17 protein-coding genes and 3 pseudogenes are annotated in these 18,430 nt (G+C 64.9%); 12 read left to right on the forward strand and 8 right to left on the reverse strand.

What is annotated here, in order from left to right; all coding sequences use genetic code 11:
* Positions 1-182 (forward strand): annotated as a pseudogene (locus tag FV228_RS02960) (IS630 family transposase); the annotation flags it as partial.
* A gap of 260 nt (positions 183-442) precedes the next feature.
* On the opposite strand, the gene FV228_RS02965 reads toward FV228_RS02960, so the two are convergent.
* Entirely contained in the window at positions 443-1,468 is a 1,026-nt protein-coding gene (locus FV228_RS02965) for an IS110 family transposase (protein ID WP_147853220.1), read from the reverse strand.
* A gap of 73 nt (positions 1,469-1,541) precedes the next feature.
* Here FV228_RS02965 and FV228_RS02970 point away from each other — a divergent pair.
* The 3 genes and pseudogenes from FV228_RS02970 to FV228_RS02980 form a co-directional block, all read left to right on the forward strand.
* Positions 1,542-1,983 (forward strand): annotated as a pseudogene (locus FV228_RS02970) (transposase); the annotation flags it as partial.
* Between the two features lie 93 nt (positions 1,984-2,076).
* Positions 2,077-2,834, forward strand: a protein-coding gene (locus FV228_RS02975; protein WP_147853221.1) for an IS5 family transposase whose coding sequence is annotated in 2 segments (ribosomal slippage) — positions 2,077-2,407 and positions 2,407-2,834 — 759 coding nt in all. Because the reading frame shifts where the segments join, the coding sequence is not laid out codon by codon here.
* Positions 2,835-3,186: 352 nt separating this feature from the next.
* Positions 3,187-4,677, forward strand: a complete 1,491-nt coding sequence (locus FV228_RS02980) for a carbohydrate porin (protein ID WP_246693803.1) — start codon at positions 3,187-3,189, stop codon at positions 4,675-4,677.
* A gap of 19 nt (positions 4,678-4,696) precedes the next feature.
* Here the strand turns inward: FV228_RS02980 and FV228_RS02985 are convergent, their stop codons facing one another.
* The gene (locus FV228_RS02985; protein ID WP_238263083.1) at positions 4,697-5,740 is read right to left on the reverse strand and encodes a transporter; all 1,044 of its coding nucleotides are present in this window, start codon (positions 5,738-5,740) and stop codon (positions 4,697-4,699) included.
* 5 nt (positions 5,741-5,745) lie between these two features.
* Positions 5,746-7,329, reverse strand: coding sequence for an inorganic phosphate transporter (locus tag FV228_RS02990; RefSeq protein WP_238263086.1), 1,584 nt, complete (start codon positions 7,327-7,329; stop codon positions 5,746-5,748).
* Positions 7,330-7,932: 603 nt separating this feature from the next.
* Here FV228_RS02990 and FV228_RS34015 point away from each other — a divergent pair.
* Positions 7,933-8,396, forward strand: a pseudogene (locus FV228_RS34015) (CYTH domain-containing protein).
* A 532-nt stretch (positions 8,397-8,928) separates the two neighbouring features.
* On the opposite strand, the gene FV228_RS03000 reads toward FV228_RS34015, so the two are convergent.
* On the reverse strand, positions 8,929-9,828 hold the full coding sequence (locus FV228_RS03000) for a LysR family transcriptional regulator (RefSeq protein ID WP_147853224.1): 900 nt from the start codon (positions 9,826-9,828) through the stop codon (positions 8,929-8,931).
* Between the two features lie 117 nt (positions 9,829-9,945).
* Between FV228_RS03000 and FV228_RS03005 the strand changes: the two genes are divergently transcribed.
* The 3 genes from FV228_RS03005 to FV228_RS03015 are packed head-to-tail and all read left to right on the forward strand — an operon-like array spanning position 9,946 to position 12,952.
* Positions 9,946-11,268: a citrate:proton symporter gene (locus FV228_RS03005; RefSeq protein ID WP_147853251.1), complete on the forward strand. Its 1,323-nt coding sequence runs from the start codon at positions 9,946-9,948 to the stop codon at positions 11,266-11,268.
* Positions 11,269-11,284: 16 nt separating this feature from the next.
* On the forward strand, positions 11,285-12,622 hold the full coding sequence (locus tag FV228_RS03010; RefSeq protein WP_147853225.1) for an acyclic terpene utilization AtuA family protein: 1,338 nt from the start codon (positions 11,285-11,287) through the stop codon (positions 12,620-12,622).
* An 18-nt stretch (positions 12,623-12,640) separates the two neighbouring features.
* Positions 12,641-12,952: a hypothetical protein gene (locus tag FV228_RS03015; protein WP_147853226.1), complete on the forward strand. Its 312-nt coding sequence runs from the start codon at positions 12,641-12,643 to the stop codon at positions 12,950-12,952.
* 252 nt (positions 12,953-13,204) lie between these two features.
* Here FV228_RS03015 and FV228_RS34020 read toward each other — a convergent pair whose 3' ends face one another.
* Together FV228_RS34020 and FV228_RS03030 are read right to left on the reverse strand one after the other, a co-directional pair.
* Positions 13,205-13,594, reverse strand: coding sequence for a hypothetical protein (locus FV228_RS34020; RefSeq protein ID WP_246693804.1), 390 nt, complete (start codon positions 13,592-13,594; stop codon positions 13,205-13,207).
* 809 nt (positions 13,595-14,403) lie between these two features.
* The gene (locus FV228_RS03030; protein WP_147853228.1) at positions 14,404-14,631 is read right to left on the reverse strand and encodes a hypothetical protein; all 228 of its coding nucleotides are present in this window, start codon (positions 14,629-14,631) and stop codon (positions 14,404-14,406) included.
* A 435-nt stretch (positions 14,632-15,066) separates the two neighbouring features.
* Here FV228_RS03030 and FV228_RS03035 point away from each other — a divergent pair, with 435 nt between their 5' ends.
* Both FV228_RS03035 and FV228_RS03040 read left to right on the forward strand, forming a co-directional pair.
* A complete protein-coding gene (locus FV228_RS03035; RefSeq protein WP_147853229.1) occupies positions 15,067-15,309 on the forward strand; it encodes a hypothetical protein in 243 nt (80 codons plus the stop codon).
* Between the two features lie 458 nt (positions 15,310-15,767).
* Positions 15,768-16,037 carry a hypothetical protein gene (locus FV228_RS03040; protein ID WP_147853230.1) on the forward strand — a complete coding sequence of 90 codons (270 nt, stop codon included), beginning with the start codon at positions 15,768-15,770 and terminating at the stop codon, positions 16,035-16,037.
* 79 nt (positions 16,038-16,116) lie between these two features.
* Here FV228_RS03040 and FV228_RS03045 read toward each other — a convergent pair whose 3' ends face one another.
* Complete coding sequence (locus FV228_RS03045) at positions 16,117-16,422, reverse strand: hypothetical protein (RefSeq protein ID WP_147853231.1); 306 nt, start codon at positions 16,420-16,422, stop codon at positions 16,117-16,119.
* A gap of 50 nt (positions 16,423-16,472) precedes the next feature.
* On the opposite strand from FV228_RS03045, the gene FV228_RS34730 reads away from it, so the two are divergent.
* Together FV228_RS34730 and FV228_RS03050 are read left to right on the forward strand one after the other, a co-directional pair.
* A complete protein-coding gene (locus tag FV228_RS34730) occupies positions 16,473-16,604 on the forward strand; it encodes a hypothetical protein (protein WP_281406461.1) in 132 nt (43 codons plus the stop codon).
* Between the two features lie 93 nt (positions 16,605-16,697).
* Positions 16,698-17,120 carry a transporter substrate-binding domain-containing protein gene (locus tag FV228_RS03050; protein WP_147853232.1) on the forward strand — a complete coding sequence of 141 codons (423 nt, stop codon included), beginning with the start codon at positions 16,698-16,700 and terminating at the stop codon, positions 17,118-17,120.
* 545 nt (positions 17,121-17,665) lie between these two features.
* On the opposite strand, the gene FV228_RS03055 is transcribed toward FV228_RS03050, so the two are convergent.
* Entirely contained in the window at positions 17,666-18,370 is a 705-nt protein-coding gene (locus FV228_RS03055; protein WP_238262574.1) for a GntR family transcriptional regulator, read from the reverse strand.
* Positions 18,371-18,430 lie beyond the last annotated feature (60 nt).

An 18,430-nucleotide genomic window follows, 5' to 3' on the forward strand; every position in this document is an offset into this window, starting at 1 on the left:
CGGCCGAGCAGGAGCGTCCGGACGTGAGAGCCGCACGGGAGGCGTGGTTCGAGGGTCAACTCGACCTCGACCCCGATGCCGTCGTCTTCATCGACGAGACGGCGACCGCCACGAACATGGCCCGCACTTACGGTAGGGCTCCACGCGGCGAGCGCTGCCGGCTCCTCGTGCCCCAGGGCCATGTGTGGACGCCCCTTCGGGTGCAAGCAAAATCTCTGGACGGGCGCTGCGCGTGATCGGGTGCTGCCATGTGTCCGGCCTCTGATGCGGCGGGTTACATGCCGCGGGCCCGTATGGGAGTGCGAGAGTCGGGACCACATCACTACAGCGCGCTCGAAGCGCTTACCCTGAGCCTGGTTCTCCCAACTCCGTCTCACCGACGTTGCGCCATACCTGTCCGTTGACCTCCTCACGCCCTCCGACAGCCTCGCGTCCGCCCCGCCTACGCGGTGACGGCCGGAGCTCGGTAGATCCCACCCTTCGTCAGAAGGGCCCACGCGATGCGCGCGTTCTTGTTCGCCACAGCCACGATGACCAGCATCGGCGGCTTGCGCGCGAGCATTTGGCCAAGCCATGAGTCCGCCGGGACGCCCTTGCGCTTGGCCCAGCGTACGACTGCGCTGGCAGCGATGATCAGCAGACGTCGCAACGTCCGCTCGCCCATACGCGAGGTACGTCCGAGCCGCTCCTTGCCGCCAGTCGAGCGCTGCACCGGTGTCAGCCCGACCCAGGCGGCGAAGTCGCGGCCCGAACGAAACGTCTCGACGGGTGGGGCCAAGGCCTCGATGGCAGTGGCGATCAGCGGCCCGATACCGGGCACGCTCATCAGCCGCCGAGCCGTATCGTCGGCCTTCGCGCGCGTGGCGATCTCGGCATCGAGCGCTGCGGTCTGTTCCTGCAGATGGCGGAGCGCACAAACGAGCACGGCAAGGCTGGCGCGGGCGGCTGGAGGAATGTCCGAAGCGGGATCCTCAATCTGCGCGATCAACCGCTCGATATGGGCGGGTCCCTGCGGCGCGATCAGGCCGTACTCGGCAAGATGGCCGCGGATCGCGTTGATGAGCTTAGTACGCTGGCCGACCAGCACATCGCGAGTCCGGAAGATCACCGCGGAGGCTTGCTTGGCTTCGCTCTTCACGGCAACGAAGCGCATGGTCGGACGCTGCGCGGCCTCGCAAATCGCCTCGGCATCGGCCGCGTCGTTCTTCTGGCGCTTAACGAAGGGCTTCACGTAGGCAGGCGCGATCAGCTTGACCGTGTGGCCGAGCTTGCCGATCTCGCGGCCCCAATGATGCGCGCCGGGGCAGGCCTCCATCGCCACGAGGCAGGGTGGTTGGGCCGCAAAGAAGGCGAGTACTTGATCACGCCGTAGCTTCTTGCGGAAGATCGGGGCACCGGCAGCATTCGCGCCGTGCGCCTGAAAGACGTTCTTGGCCAGATCCAGGCCGATGGTGCTAACCTCTGTCACGGACGCCTCCCTCGGGTGGTTCACAAAACCACCACTTTGGCACGTCGATGCCGTCGGGGGGCGTCCACCCCATCATTACAAGACCATCACCGTCACCGCCGCCCTGCGCACCAGCGGCTTGGTCGCCACCACCCTGTTCGACGGGGCCACCAACGGCGCGCGCTTCCGCGCCTACGTCACCGACACCCTGGTCCCGGTGCTGAAGCCGGGTGACAACGTCATCCTCGACAACCTGCAATCCCATAAGGTCGTCGGCGTGCGCGAAGCCATCGAGGCGGCCGGCGCGCGGCTCCTCTACCTCCCGGCCTACTCGCCCGACTTCAACCCGATCGATCCTTCGACAGGCTCAGGATGAGGAGGCCTTCTCAAAGCTCAAGGCGCTGCTGCGCACCGCCGCTGCCCGAACCGTCCCAGACCTTTGGGCAGCCATCGCCCGGGCCTTCGCAGCCTTCACCCCAGCTGAATGCCGCAACTACATCACTGCCGCTGGATACGACGCTTATGACCCAAGCTAAACGGCAACAGCTCTAGGGTGTGAACCGCACCAAGCTCTTGCGAGCTCTGTGATTTTGTGATTCAGGGCCGCCGCGTGCAGCACGGAGGCGGCGATGGCGGAGCTGTTCTGGCTCTCGGATGCGCAGTGGGCGGTGATCGAACCGTTCATGCCGAAGGATCAACCCGGACCGGCGCGCAAGGACGACCGGCAGATCATCTCCGGCATCCTGCACGTGCTCACCTCCGGCTGCCGCTGGCGCGACTGCCCGGCCGCGTACGGCCCGCGCACCACCGTCTACAACCGCTTCAACAGGTGGTCACGGCGCGGCTTCTGGAAGGCCATGCTGGCGGCGATGGCCCAAGCCGGATGGTCGGGCGAGGCGACGGCCATCGACAGCACCTACGTGCGGGCGCACCGTTCGGCCCACGGCGGTAAAGGGGGGCGCGTGCGCAAGCCATCGGCCCGTCGCGCGGCGGCCAGACGACCAAGATCCACGCCCTCACCGACGTCCTCGGCCGGCCCGGCGTCCTCCTGCTGACGCCCGGCAACGCCAGCGATGTCACCACAGCTCCAGCCGTGCTGGCCGACACGCCCGGCCGGATCCACCGCTTGGCCGCCGACAAGGGTTACGACGCCGATTGGCTGCGCGCTGACCTGCGCGCGAAGGGCATCACGCCGATCATCCCGGGCAAGCGCGGTCGGAAGAAGAGGATCCGCCACGACAAGCGCCGCTACCGCGAACGCTGGCGGATCGAGGCGACCTTCAACCGCCTCAAGGATTTCCGCCGCATCGCCACACGATACGACAAGCTCGCCCGTAACTACGCCTCAGCCCTCGCTCTCGCCGCCGTCATCGCGTTCTGGTGCTGATCGAGTCCAGACCCTACGGCTTGGCGCGCCTATTTTGCTCGGCCAGGAGGTCGTCGTCGCGTTCGTCTATGACTGCGACGTGGCGGGAACCAGTCCATGCAGCTCGAACCCCGCCATCACCTCATGCTGGTCGTAGGGGTTGTGCGGATCGATCCAGAGGTGCTTCGGCATGGTAGGGGCTGGTTGACACCACCGGTTCGGCGAGGCGGGTCTCCTAGTCATGAGCCGTTACGAAGGCTTGAACGCTCATAAATGCCGACGGAAAGCCGTAAATGATTCCAGCGACCTCCGTGTCGTCGAACGGTGATGAGCTGTGTAGATGCTCTGGCTTCCAACCGGATCGGAGATCGAGGTGCGTTCCTCCCGCCGCACCAACATCATTGCCGTCGTTGCGCTTGCCCTCTGGCTGCCGCCAAACCTAGGCGCGGCCCAAACTGAGGGAGTTGAGGCACGAGCCACGGCTGCACGGCTTGCGGCCGAAGGCATAGCCATCGGCTCGCCCTCCGGCGCGGGAGGTGATCCGCAGACTTCGGTGGCCCAGCCCGTCTTCTCGGCCGGTCGTGCGGCGGAGGTGACGACCTCGTTCCAGCCCCTACTCGGGGCTGCAGGCGACCCGGGAGGATACCGCTCCTTCCTGGAACGCCACGGGATCACCTTCGGACTGATCACGGTGGCGGAGACCTACCGCGATGTTCGTGGCGGACTGCGACGCGGCTCTACAGGCCTGACGCTGCTCGATCTCGACGTCGACGTGGATCTCGACACCCTGGCCGGATGGAAAGGGACCACGGCCCACGCCACGGTTTACCAGATCCAGGGAAGCGGCACCTCTCGCTCGCGCGTCGGCAACCTCATGACCATCAGCGAGATCGAGGCCCTGCCCGCCTCGCGCCTGTCCGAACTTTGGCTGGAGCAAAGCCTGTTCGACGACCGGCTGTTCCTCCGCGTCGGCCAGCTCTCCGCTGACACCGAGTACATGGTGAGCCAGACCAGCATCCTGTTCACCAACGGCACCTTCGGCTGGCCGGCGATATTCGCCGCGAACATGACCGACGGAGGGCCGGCCTACCCGCTCTCGGCGCCAACCGTCCGCCTGAAGTACGTACCGACCCGGGAGCTCTCGTTCCAGGCGAGCTTGATCGACGGCACGCCCGGCGGAGGCAACCCGCGCTCCGGGATCGACCCGCAGCGCCGCAACCCGAACGGCACCCGCTTTCCGGTCTCCGATCCGCCGCTCGTAATCGCCGAAGTTTCATACGCCTACAATGCCCGCCCCGGCGACACCGGCCTGCCCGGCACCGTGACGTTCGGGGGCTGGCACCGGTTCGGCCGCGTCGATGCCCTCATGCCCGACCCCGTGAGCGGACTCGGCCGAAGGGTTTCGGAAGATTCTGGAATCTACGGGGTAATCGACCAGACGATCTACCAGGAGCCGAACGATCCCAACGACGGCGCCAGCGTGTTCCTGCGGGCCTCGGCGTCCCCCGGCGACCGCAACCTCGTGGATTTCTACCTCGACGGTGGCATTGCCTATCGCGGCCTTTTCCCCGGTCGCTCGGACGACACCCTCGGGTTCGGCATTGGCGTTACGCACATCTCCCGCGTGGCGCGGCGGCTCGACGCGATTGCCGCCCTGCAGAGCGCGACGCCCGCCCCACGCCGCAGCGCCGAGCTGTTGCTGGAGGCAACCTATCAGGCCGTGCTCGCTCCCGGCATCGCCTTGCAGCCGACCGTGCAGTACGTCGTCCATCCGGGGGGCGGAATCTCAAACCCCCGCGATCCCGACGGCAGCCGGGTGCGCAACGCCTTGGTGTTCGGCCTTCGCGCCATCACCCGCTACTGAGCCGCACGCGCTTCCTTGCTCAATCCCGCGGCGGCCGGATGCCCAGGACGCGGATCAGCGCGTAGGCGACGACCGCCGAGAGGCAGGCGATGGCGATGGCCACGGTGGAGCCGGCCTCGTTGTCCGCGAGCGGCAGGCTCTTGGTGTTCATGCCGAATAGCCCGGTCACGAGCGTCGGCGGCAGGAACAGCGCGGTGAGCACCGACAGCATGTAAAGCTGCCGGTTCGAGGCCTGCGCGAGATAGGAGGACAGCTCCTCCTGCATCAGACGGCTGCGGTCCGCGAGCAGGACCATGTCGCGATCAAGCGCGTCGAGCCGCTGCGCGATCCGGGTGGCCGCGGCGATGGCCGCATCCGGGACCTCTTCGTCGGCCGAAGCGGTCTCCAGGCGATGGAACACCGCGCGCAGTCCCAGCAACTGCCGGTGCAGCCGGACCGCGTCCCGACGGATCGGGCCGAGGCGTCGACGCTCGCCGCGAACGCGCTCGTCGAGGATGTGGTCCTCGATCTCGTCGAGCTCATCGGCCAGGCGAGCGCCGGTATCGGCCATCGAGGTCACGACCTGCCCGACGATGACGTCGAGCAGTTGGATCGGCGCCAGGATGCCGCGACCGTCAACAGCGGCGTCACGGGCGAGGTCCGGTCCGAGGACGGGATGTCGCCGGCCGCTCGCGAGCAGGCGCGGCCCCATGACGAAATGTAAGCGCCCGCCGGCGTCGATCCTGGGGCCTTCACCGGCCTCCCGTACGAGATCGGCCACGACGCCGCCGATATGGCCTGCCTCGACGATGAGGCGCTGGTGCGGATCGCTAGCGAAGGCCGCGGCTGCGAGACGGGGCGGGCCGAGGCGTCCTTCGTCGATCACGGCCGGCAATCGCGCGTCGTTCAGGTTGAAGTGCAGCCAGGTGAATGCCTCGCCGAAGTTCCCTGGGGCAGGCAGCGCCTCACCGTGCTCGACGAGGTGACCGCAGCCACTCTCATCGAAGCGCATCGCCCATAGCAGCCCCGGAAGCGCCGGCTCGTCGCACAGGCGACGAGCGGTTGTCGCGGTGCCGGCCTCCATCCGTCTCAGAACACGTGGCGCAGGATGAAGAACAGCGTCCCGGCGATGAGGATCGCGGCCGGCAGCGTCATGATCCAGGCCAGCGCCATGTTGCGCACCGTGGACATCTGCAGGCCCGAGCCGTTGGCCGCCATCGTTCCTGCGACGCCCGACGACAGGATGTGGGTGGTCGAGACCGGCAGGCCATAGAGCTCTGCGAGGCCGATGGTGCCCGCGGCCACGATCTCGGCCGAGGCGCCCTGGGCGTAGGTGAGGTGGGTCTTGCCGATCTTCTCGCCGACCGTGACGACGATCCGCTTCCAGCCGACCATGGTGCCGAGGCCGAGCGCCAGTGCGACGCAGACCTTCACCCAGCTCGGGATGTAGCGCGTGCCTTCGTTGAGGAGCTCGGTGTAGCCCTTCAGCGTCTTGGCCTCGGCCTCGGACAGCGTCGCGCCGCTCTTCGGCAGCAGGCGGATCGCGTCGGAAGCGAGGTACATGTCGTTACGCACGTTCGAGGTCGCTCCCGCCGGAACTTGCTGGAGCGAGCCGTAGCCCTTCACCGACGCCGCGATGTCGGTCGAGAGCGCGGACAGAGCACCGAACACCTCCGGCTTGTTGAGCTCCTTCGCCTTCAGCGCGTCGGCGACCGTCTTGCGGGCCTGGGCGGCGTCGGGCCGTACCCCGCCACCGGAATAGGTCGAGAACACCTTGCTGGCGGCATCCGAGGTCTGGACGAAGGCCGGAGTCGCATCGGCGTTCATGGTCCGGTTCAGGGCGTAGGCGGTGGGCGCCGCGCCGATCAGGATCAACATGATCAGGCCCATGCCCTTCTGGCCGTCGTTGCCGCCGTGGAAGAACGACACCAGGGTGCAGGTCAGGATTAGGAGGCCGCGGATCCACAGCGGGGGCGGGGCGTCGCCCTTGGGGGCCTCGTACAGGTCCTTGCGGCGCACGGTGAACTTGAGGGCGAGAAGCAGTAAGGCGGCAGCCACGAAGCCGCAGATCGGGCTGAAGGCGAGTGCCTTGAACACGCCGAGCGCCTGCGTCCAGTCGACCCCAGATGTACCGTCCTGGCCACCCATCAGCTGGTTGGCAAGGCCGACGCCCAGCACCGAGCCAATCAGCGCGTGCGACGAGGAGTTCGGTAGGCCGAGGGCCCAGGTCCCGAGGTTCCAGAGGATGGCCGCAATGAGCAGGGAGAAGATCATTGCGTAGCCAGCGCCCGAGCCGACCTGGAGGATCAGCTCCACCGGCAGCAGGGTGACGATGGCGTAGGCGACGGCGCCCGAGGACAGCAGCACGCCGAGGAAGTTGAAGGTCCCGGACCAGATCACTGCCACCAGCGGCGGCATCGAGTGGGTGTAGATCACCGTGGCCACGGCGTTGGCAGTGTCGTGGAACCCGTTCACGAACTCGAAGGCGAGCGCGATCAGCAGCGCGAGCCCCAGGAGAGCGAAGGCGCCCAGTGCTAGGGGCTCCTGGTGGACGGCGTTCATGTCGGCGATCAGACTGAACACCGCGTAGCCGAGCCCTGCGACGAGCACGAGCAGGAAGGCAATGATGCCTCCGGGATGAATGCCGTGATCGAGCTTGGGTTTACCGGCCATCACAGGCCCAACTGTGCCGGTCGGTGCCAGGATTGCGTCGGGCATGGGCACCTTGAGAATTTATTTCGCTGATCGGGGATTAAAGTGCCTCCGTGACGATGAGGTGACGGTCTAGAGGTATCGTGCTTATCCCGCGTGCCGAATTCCGGCCTAGGACCTTCCATTCGGGCGGAATACAATCGGAACCTAATTTTCCGCCCCTTGATGTCCAGGTTCTTGAATGCCGTTCTGTTCTTCGACATCAAATATCGCGATACGCAGCGTAATGCGGGACAGGTGAAAGGGCGTTGGCATTCGGGACGACAAGCAGGGAGCGAAGTGAGTCCAAGGGTGTCGGACATTCCATCGCGCTATGCGGTCAGCATTACATCCAACAGAATAGCTACGAGTGCCGTCGCGGAGACAGCGGAGGGACGGCAGATATTATCCCACGTGAGACGATTCATGACTTCCTCTGCGCGAATTTCTCCGATGAGCCAGATCTGCGGCTTGGCGATTATTCGGACATCATGATGAACCCGATGCGCCCGGTCCGAACGCCTTGGTTGGCTGTCGCTAGACCTGACGGACTAACCGTGCGCTTCACTCAGGTCCGGGAGCGGCATGCGGTTCAAGATCGAGCGGAAGTTTCTGATGGCGAACGAACGGTGGCGGGACGCAGCATAGGGCGCCCGTAACCTCAAGATGGACTGGTCGGCCAGTTCGCGCGCGGCAAGGTTCGCGTACCGCTTGATACGGACCGTGCCTGGCTGACGGTAAAAGGTAGCCGCGTCCACGGGGGCATCACCAGACCGGAGTTCGAGTACGAGATCCCGCCCACCGACGCCGAGGCGATGCTGCAAGATGTCTGCGTCAGGTGCCTGATCGAGAAGACCCGGTATTGCGTTCCATACGCCGGTCTGAGTGGGGAGGTGGACGTCTTCCGGGGCGCGCTCGCGGGCATCACGCCGGCCGAAGTCGAACCCACGCATGAGGCTCAGACGTTCATCAAGCCCGATTGGATCGAGGAGGAAGTCACGGCCGATCTCCGCTTCCGGCAGTCGACGCTCGTGCATCTATGCAGCTAAATCAACCGACCGGTGACCCTGGCCGACGTGCTGGCTCTCCGGCCGTCCGACCGGTAGGTCGCGAGGCATCGGGCAACGCGATCGACTTCGAAGCGGCATCGGAAAACATGTGGCCGACCGTGTTCCGCGCTCCGGCGAGCCACGTTAGACCCGGCCACCGAGACACTGTGCGAACTTCTCGACCAAGGTCAGGCTCAGACCGCCCTCGCGGGATTGACGCGAAGTCCTTACCGTCGATCACCACCGTGAGGCAAAACACGCCGCAGTCGGAATGCCGCTTGATCACCACGCTGATCCGGCCGCTGCCATCTAGGTCGAAGGCGTAAAGGCTGCATCTCCTTCCTGCCTAGACATACGCCGTCCCGGCCAGCGCAGCCTTAGTCGCTGCGATGCCGCGATCGCCTTGGTGGGTCCAGTACCATCAGCACCGCTCGGGCGCGGATCTCGGGGGAATATGGTGGGGGTCACTTCGTCATCGCTCCATCCTCTCAAGCGTGGGAGCCTCCGGGAAACCTGGCATGGTTCAGCCCGACTAACCCACCGGGTGTACGATCAGTCCTGACAACAGCATGCAAAACGCCTCGGCAGCTGTGGGTATCGTCCGGCCTGCTTTCTTGATCAGGCAGACCGGACGCTTGAAGTGCGGATCATCGATCGGACGCGAATGAAGTTCGGGCTCAGCCCGTATCTCACGCGCCGAGCCAGGTAGGATCGTCAGGCCGAGGCCGGCCCGAACCATGCCGACTGCGGTCATCATGTAAGTCGCCTCGCAGGCCACGATGGGGAGCCGACCAGCTGCGGTAAATGCCAAATCGACTACGGTCCGCACGCTCGTGGCAGGATCCATCAATATCAGAGGATACGCGGCCAGAGTTTCGACGGTGACGTTCGGCAACACGCTGATCGGATTGTCGCGGGGATAGACCACGTGCAAAATATCATTGGTCCGATGCAGCACACTGATCTCCGGATCGCAGATATCGCCGCCGACGATACCCAGATCGACTACCTCGCTTCGTACGAGGTCGAGCACCCGTTGCGCGATCACGTCTTTGATCACGAACTTCATGCGCGGATGCGCGGCACGAAAGAGAGCGATCGCCTCCGATAGCGAACTCGCCGCGAAGGATGGCAGCGTTGCGACGCGCACAATCCCGTGGCGTTGAACTGCAAGATCGCGGGTGTCGATCACTACCGCGTCGAGGTCCCGCAGGACCCGAAGAAACACCGGCAGCAACTCGCGGCCAAGGCGCGTCGGCGCGACCGTGCGGCTGGTACGGTCGAGGAGACGTGCGTCGAGCATCTCCTCAAGGCGCTGAACCTGCACCGTGAGCGCAGGCTGGGACAGGTTCAGCAGGGCGGCGGCGCGGGTGAAGCTTCCGGCTTGGACGACGGACACAAAGGCCCGCACCTGTCGCAGATTGAGATCCATAATCTCCGGCTATCCCTGCCATCCGATCTTTTCAATTGCATCATGCAGTACCTCACCGTTTTCTGGTCGGGCAGAAGCGCGGACTCAAACAGCGCTGCAGTCCATCGGGAGGAACAGATGCTGGCCTTGCTCGGCTTGTGCACGATTGCGCTGCTGCTCGCCGTGATCCTGACCAAGCGCATGTCCCCGCTTGTGGCCCTGATCGTCATACCGGTGGCGGCCGCGCTGATCGGCGGGTTCGGGCTCGACACCGGCAAGTTCGTCCTGACCGGATTGCAGAACCTCGCCGGTGTCGTCGGCATGTTCGTGTTCGCGATCCTGTTCTTCGGCATCGTCAGCGACGCAGGAATGCTCGATCCGATCGTCGATCGGATCCTCGCTGCTGTCGGGACGCGCCCGACCCGGATCGTGCCGGGGACCACCCTGCTTGCCCTGCTCATTCATCTCGATGGCTCGGGCGCGGTGACCTTCCTGATCACCATTCCCGCAATGCTGCCGCTCTACGACCGGGTCGGGATCGACCGGCGGATCCTGGCATGCGCCGCGTCGATGGCGGCGGGAGTCAATTTCCTGCCCTGGACCGGGCCGATGATCCGCGCCTCGGCTGCGCTTAAGCTGCCGGTCCCGGAAATCTTCTCGCCGTTGGTGCCGGTGCAACTGGTCGGCTTGGTTTTTATCTTCGCCGTCTCGTACTGGCTCGGCCTGCGGGAGGAGCGTCGTCTCGCGCTTGCTCCCGGTACCGCCGCCGCGGGGATCGCCCCCGGCTCGGCTACGATTGCCCGCACGCTGAGCGATGCAGAGCGAGCCTTGCGCCGTCCGGGCCGGTTCTGGATCAACATCTTACTCACCGTCGCCATTCTCGGGACGATGGTGTTCATGGCCGAGAAGGTGCCACCGGCCCTGATGTTCATGCTCGGCACGGCGCTGGCGCTGATCATCAACTATCCGCAGGTTGACGCCCAGCGTCAGCGCATCGACGCGCATGCCAAAGCCGCGATCCTAATGGCCTCGATTCTCCTGGCCGCCGGCGTGTTCACCGGGATCATGCAGGGCACCGGCATGCTCAAGGCGATGGCCCAGACCGCCGTGACCTTCGTGCCGCCGGAAATGGGCGGCCACATCCCCTTCGCGCTGGGCCTGGTGTCGATGCCGCTGTCGATGCTGTTCGACCCGGACTCGTTCTACTTTGGCGTCCTGCCCGTCGTATCCGAGGTCGCCCACCAGCTCGGCGTGCCGCCGGTACAGGTCGCGCAGGGCGCGCTGTTAGGTCAGATGACCACGGGCTTTCCTGTGAGCCCGCTGACGCCGGCGACCTTCCTGGTCTGCGGCCTGACCGGGATTGATCTCGCCGACCACCAGAAGTTCACCTTCCCGTTCCTGCTCGCGGCCTCGGTGGTGATGACCTTCGCCTGCGTCGTCCTCGGCGTCTTCCCCCTCTGACAGCGGAGATCCGTCCATGAGAACCGTCCGCTTGGGCGCCGGCGCGGGCTACGCCGGCGACCGTATCGAGCCCGCAGTCGAACTCGCAGAAAGGGGCGAGATCGATTATCTCGTGTTCGAGTGCTTGGCCGAGCGCACAATCGCGTTGGCTCAGCAGGCCAAGCTGCAAGACCCGGAGGGCGGTTACGACCCGCTGCTGGAGGCTCGCATGCGGGCGGTGCTCGCGCCGTGCCGGGCCCGCGGCATCCGCATCGTGACCAACATGGGCGCGGCCAACCCGATCGCCGCCGCGCAGAAGACCCAGACACTGGCGCGGAACCTCGGTCTTACCGGGCTGAGGATCGCCGCCGTCACGGGCGACGACCTGCTCGACGCGGTGCGAGCCGGCGACTTCACACTGGAGGAGAGCTGCGCGCCAGCGGCCAGCCTCGGCAACCGCATCGTCTCGGCCAACGCCTATCTCGGCGCGGCCCCGATCGTCGCAGCCCTCGCGGACGGGGCCGACGTGGTCGTCACCGGCCGCGTCGGCGATCCGGCCCTGTTCCTCGCTCCCCTGGTTCACGAGTTCGGCTGGGCGATGGACGATTGGAAGCGCCTGGGCCGCGGCACCCTCGTCGGCCATCTGCTCGAATGCGCCGGCCAGATTACCGGCGGCTACTTCGCCGATCCCGGCTGCAAGGACGTCCCAGGTCTGGCGCGCCTCGGCTTTCCCATCGGTATCGTGGCGGAGGATGGGACAGTCGAGATCACGAAGGTCGACGGATCAGGTGGCCGGATCAGCCTCGCCACCTGCAAGGAACAGATGCTCTACGAGGTGCACGACCCGGCCCGCTATCTCCAGCCTGATGTGGTCGGCGATTTCTCCGAGGTCGAGATGGAACAGATCGGCCCGAATCGCGTGCGGGCGACAGGTGCGACGGGCTCGCCGGCGACTGGGTTCCTGAAGGTCTCAGTCGGGTACGTCGACTCCTACATCGGCGAGGGGCAGATCTCCTACGCCGGAACCGGCGCCCTGGCCCGAGGTCGGCTCGCCCTTGAGGTGGTGCGTGAGCGCCTTGCGCTCACTGGCGTGGTGGTGAGCGAGTTGCGCTGCGACCTGATCGGCGTCGATAGCCTGCACGGGGAGGCGCTGTCGGGCGGGCGGGAGCCATACGAGGTCCGGCTCCGCGTCGCCGGTCGCACCGAGACCCTCGCCGAGGCGGTGCGTATCGGCAACGAGGTCGAGACGCTCTACACCAACGGGCCGGCCGGCGGCGGCGGCGCCTGGAAGTCGGCACGCGAGGTGGTGGCGGTGCAGTCGGTCCTTGTCCCGGCGACGCTCGCCCGGCCGCGCGTGCAGTTCGTTGAAGCCTGAGAGCCGGGAGACTCAAGAATGAAGCTGCGCGCGCTCGCCCACTCCCGCACCGGAGACAAGGGCAATACGTCGAACATCGCGCTGATCGCCTACGACATGGCGGATTACGGGCATCTCGAGGCGCATGTCACGCCCGAGCGGGTGAAGGAGCACTTCTGCGAGATCGTGATCGGCGAGGTCATCCGCTACGCGCTACCCAAGATCGGGGCGCTGAATTTCGTGTTGAAGGGCGCCCTGGGCGGCGGCGTGACGCGCTCGTTGGCGCTAGATGCACACGGTAAGGGGCTGGGCTCAGCACTGCTCGATCTGGATATCCCGGACCGAACCTGAACGGACATTGTGCGCATCGAGTGAAAGCCGTTGACCTGTTTGATCTCAGCTGTGCGGCGTTGGACGCGGGTAGCTACTAGGATGAGAGTTCCTGACGTCCGCTTCAGGGGATCGCCGATGGTGTTTCGAATGACCGATTTGGGCGCAAACCAGAACGTCTGATTTCAAGTCACAGACAGGGTTCCCAAAGAGCCGGCGGCGGTTCCAGAATGCAACATGGAACAGACATGCTGACGCTAGATGGGGCCGCATTCAGGAGCTCTCATCAAGGCTCCGTATAAAATTGGTATTTCTTCGGTTGAACACGAGGATAGCGGCAGTAACGTCCCGAGCATGAGAAATTACGGAGCTCGCATGTGAGGAGACGGAGATGAGTGTGTTGAAGACGTTTAATTTGAGTGCGGCTGTTCCCACTGCGTCGGCCAACGATCCACTGAGTCGTGCACGGGACAAGCTGCTGGCACAACTGGCCGACCAGCGGTACATGGTGAGCGCTTCGCTGGAAGGCCGCCTGTATGAGCCGCCCAAGATGTTGAGCGTGAAGCGATAGGCTCCGCCGCGGGATAGCATGGCTGAGCGGGCGATGGTGTCGGCGAACGGCACGCCGAACAGGTCGCGGGTGGCGAGGGCGATCGCGGTCATGTTGCCTCCGCGATGGCGAGCGCTTCGACGCGCACTAATTGTGAGCCCACATGAAGATCAGACTGCCTCGCGTCGTGCTGACAGCCCTGGCTGTATTGGGCCCAGCGACGGCTGCCCCAGCCCAGACTCGACCGTCGAGCGTGACTCTGACCTGCGCTCAGGCGTCCGGCTTGGTCCGCGCGCGCGGGGCCCTGGTCCTCGGCACCGGCGGGCAGACTTACGACCGTTTCGTGAGCGACGTCGGGCACTGTGATTCCGGTCAAGCAGCCCGATCTGCCTTCGAGCCGACGCGGGACAACGCGTCCTGCCTGATCGGCTACACCTGCTACGATCCAGGAGGGGGACGCGGCGGAGGCTGAATAACGATGGTTCTCGCTCATGCCGCCCCCGTAATGTCGTGGGCGTCGGCCGGGACGCGCGGCTGGCCGCGAACAGCGAGACCTCCTAAAGGATGAGCAGACGTACCAGCAATGATAGCCGTATACTGCATCATCGTGGCGTGGAGATTGTCGTTTTGCATCTTCAAAGCAGTAATGAAGCCGCAACTGAGCAGATCGTAGCCCACCTGATGAGAGAAGCTCTGATCGAATTCGCCGTTGTGATACGGAATGGCAGTTCTACAGAGGCGCGAAACTATCTGGCCACACTTGAGCAACGGCTCGCAGCGGCTCTGCTCCGAGTCTGGCAGGAGACTTCGGCTGGCCGCAGCCGACCCGATCTTATCGCAGCTGTGGCCTTGCGGCTGAGAGAACTGATCCGAGAAGGAGATCCGTGCGGATCGCAAATGGGACGGGCGGCCTGAGAGGCACTCACCCATGGCGCACCTCCCCGCCGAAAAGATCCCCCTTCGCGCCCTCTGCATCAGCCTCCGCGCGAAGCTTGCGCGCGATCGCCTGCATGAGCGCGATCTGACGGTCGGCAAGCGTCTGCTTAATGCGCTTGGCTTCGACCCATCGCGGGTAGGCCCGAAGGCGCTGCGCAAGCTCGCGCTCGGCGCAGGCGGCAAGATCGGCGGCAGTGAAGGCCAGCTCAACCACAGGCGCCTCCCGTCTTAAGGGCGGAAATACCGAATTCGACGCTACAATTGGCCATGAGATCCGTGCCTCTATTCATTTCGGTAATGTTTTGGGCCTAAGTCGGACCGTGTTCGTAACCACCTCGCGGGCATTTGATGACGAAGGTTCGTTGGGCCCTCCTAGCAACGTCCGCATTGTTTCTAGTGTTCGGGGCGATCCTGGCTTACTCCGGTCAGCCCGTAGAAGAAGCAACAGCCGGCCATCTTATAAAGATCTGGGCGCTTTCTTTTGCGTCGTTCTTTGCGTTTTGCATGTCGTTTCTGAAGGGCTAGATTTCAGCGCGTGATGGTGCTGGAGTCGGCCATGCTGCAACTCCGCGGCTTGGGTTAGTGTTTGCTTGTGGCCAGGTGCCTCAAAGCGCCCTAGGTCCCGGAGCCACCCTCCGAGAGACCCGTCATGGCCATTCCCACCACGACCGAAGTTGCCGACGAGCCGAACGACGACATGGCGATGATCAACGGACTCATTGCACGCAAAGAGGCCGGTGAGCCGGTCGATGCGGACATCCTGGCGCTTTTGACCGACATGGAGCAGGTCGGGCTGACCAATACGGAAGCCTACGTGGCGCTGGACGCCTACCGGCCCGGATCGGCAGTCGGCGCGACAGGCGGAGAGGATGAGGCTGTGTCCGAGGCGTAGCCGACGAGGCACCGAGCTCCGCCCATGCGAGCGGTGCGGGATCGGCCGCAGGCCCGTGTCGATGGGAGGCGCGTTCATGCCGCTGCTCCATCGCTATCGACCAGGATGTGCGCTGGCGCATGCCGAACAGCGTCAGCCGCCGCCAGATACGATCCAGCAATGATGCTGGAGGCAGTCATGGATCGGTCGGATAACGTCATGCAGCTGCACCCGCCGAGCACGCGCAATCGAGCTGTCGCTCGTAGCAGGCACGAGCCAGAACGGGGCCTCGCCGATGTGCTCGTAGTTGGCGGGGCACTGACCGGTCTGATGCTCATCGCGCAGCAGCTCGTGCTCGGATTGAGCGCTGGATGAGGATCGGTCCTTGATCCGCTCCTTCGTTGTTCGCCGGGGCGCACGCGCTGCCACCCCCGTCGAACCGCGAACCCGCTCGCGCCGTTGTCGAGCCGATGCCCAATTTGACGATTCCCCTGAGCTCGGCTGTCGTGTTCGTCGGCGTCGGCTGGCTGATCGTGCACGCGGGTGAGCAGTATGCCGACGCGATCCGACACACTCTGTCGGTGTTCGTGCTGATGCTCGGAATGCTGGCCCTGATCGGTGTGATTGCAGAACTGCGCGCCGGCATGGGCGTGGACCGGATGTCCCATCGGATCGAGGCCCGGTCGCAGGCCGACGCTGCAAGCCCGGCGCGCTTCGTCAGGAAGCTCGACGCGGGGCTGAACCCGTAAGGCGCCCAGACCGTTGGCGATCGCCGCAGCGGCCGCCTGGATCATCTCGCGCGTAATGGTGCTGGACTCCGCCTTAGCGTCAGGCCTCCACCACGTCGTAGGTCGCAGCGAAGATGTCGGGCTTGCAGGGATAGATCTCGCCTTGAACGCCGCGCAGGATCCAGTCGCCCGGAAGCGCCAGATGCACGCCTTCAAGGGTGCGGATCTTCAGCCCATCGTCATCCCAGAAAACCTCACCGTCGGCGCCATCGGGTCGCTCCATCGCGTCGGTCAGCCAGCCGGTCGGATCGGTCTGGAACACCGGGAACGGGCCAGTGTCGTCGTGATCCATCTGCGTGTGCAGGATGGCCTCAATCTCGACAGGCTTCTTGTGAAACTTGGGCATCAGCTCACTCCTAGTTGAACGGGTATCCGAACGTCGCTCCTGACAACCCCATGCCCGATTCGATCCGGGCCGGCCTCTGGCACGTCTCGATCTCGATCGTGTCCCACTGCGCCAACCGGGAATGGACCGATCCGGTGGCTCAATTCGACATCGAAGTGACCGGCTCATGTGCGCCTGGCTGACTTCGCTCCTCGGCGCTCTCGGCGTCGGCCATTACCGGCCCAGCGCCTACGCGTCCGATCCGATCCGATCATGATGATGCTGTTCGTCTCAGCATGGTCGACGACGTCGATGGCCTGCTTCGCGATCGGCGCCAGCCTGATGTGGCGGCGCTGGAAGCACATCACGATGAGCGCGAACGCGGCGTCGGTCTGACGATCCTGCAGGCGCGCGACCATGCCGAGTCGCTGCTGATGCTGCGCACCGGCCGAGCGGCGGCGTGGTACGAGGACGATGTCCTGCTCGCCGGGGCGCGGGCAACGGCTTTGGATCCGGCAGCGTTGGCGTTCCTGCCGGCATCATCAGGCGTCGACTACTACTACGGCCTCATGCTCCCGCGCGACGATCCTGAGTTCAAGGCACTCGTCGATGGAACCGTGAAAGCGCAGATGGCCTCCGGTACGTTCGCCAAGTTGTACGAGCGGTGGTTCCTCACGCCGATCCTGCCAGCCGGAGACAGAACCAAGACTTGCCGATGAGCGAAGCGCTGCAGTTCCGCGTCAAGAACCTGAGTGACGCACTGAAACCCTGAGTGTGAGATCCGACCGGATCGGGAAGACGAAAGTGCGGTTGTGGCGCGATCCCGAACCGCTACCTAGCTCGTATTAACGTCCGCGCCTGAGCTTTCGCCTGGGGCAGCTGAATGGCCGCAATGGGCGCAAAGCAGAACGACCGGTTTCGCGCTCATCGGCGATTCGGCATGGCGTAGTCTGGCCGAAAGCGGCACGTCCGCTTCTGAGGCGGTTCCTTGCAAGGCAGACGTCCCCCTACGGCCCCACCCTGCCTTACCCACTCATCCTCATCGAGCAGAAGCATACAGTCTTCGCATAGCTCTCAAAGCGGCTTCGCTCTAGTTGGGCACTGTCCGGGGCGAATTAATTCCCAATGATGCTTGCCTGTCGTCACCAAAAGCGCACCGACCAAATCCACGAACATTGAAGATAATGTTTATAAAGCCCAATCGGATGGATAAATCCATACGGAGGCGTTTTCGCGAGTCAGGACCAAACGTCGGTCTCAATTGCTAAGCGCTTAGATTCAGCCGATAGCGATATGCATCTCCCCGGAATAGGCCCTCAACGTACTCGATCATGACCGAGTCCTGATTGTAACTGTGACGCTTGATCAGGAGGCATGGGAGGGGCTGTTCGAAGTCGAAAATCTCGCATTCGTCCGCTGTCGGCATCGTCGCCTCCACCGTCTGCTCGCAGCGCACGAGACGGCCGCCCGGATGCCCGCCTAGGAAGGCGTACACGGAGCCGGAGAGATCGCCGGTCTCAAGGGCAGGTACGGCGCGGATGTTGTACCAAGCGACCTCGCGTGACATCGGCACGCCGTCGCCGGAGCGAACGCGCGTCAGGCGCAGGAACGGGGCCGTCGAGGGCAGGCCGAAGATTGAGGCGATGGAGCGGTCCTCAGTGACCGCCCGTTCCAGTATGCGCGAAGACGGGATCTTCCCCAACTCCCGCATTTCCTCGGTGAAACCCTTGAGCCGGTCCATGCCTGGGCGTACGGGCTCGGGGGGACGGCGCACGAGGAAGCCGGAGCGCCCGCGCGGCACGAGGAGTTCGCCGTCACTCAGCTCGGCGTAGGCGCGCTGGACAGTGACGCGGCTGACACCGAGGCTATCGGCGAGCTGGCGCTCGGCCGGCAGTATGACGCCCGGCGGCAGCGAGCCCGACAGGATCAACTCGCGCAATTGGCTCTCAATTTGCCGGTACAGCGGCATCGCAGTATCGCCGCGCAGGCGTAAGAGAGAGAGCACCGAGGGACGCTCGCCTTCCGCGAG

Source organism: Methylobacterium sp. WL18, from assembly GCF_008040015.1.
In the GTDB taxonomy this organism is placed as follows: Bacteria; Pseudomonadota; Alphaproteobacteria; order Rhizobiales; family Beijerinckiaceae; genus Methylobacterium; species Methylobacterium mesophilicum.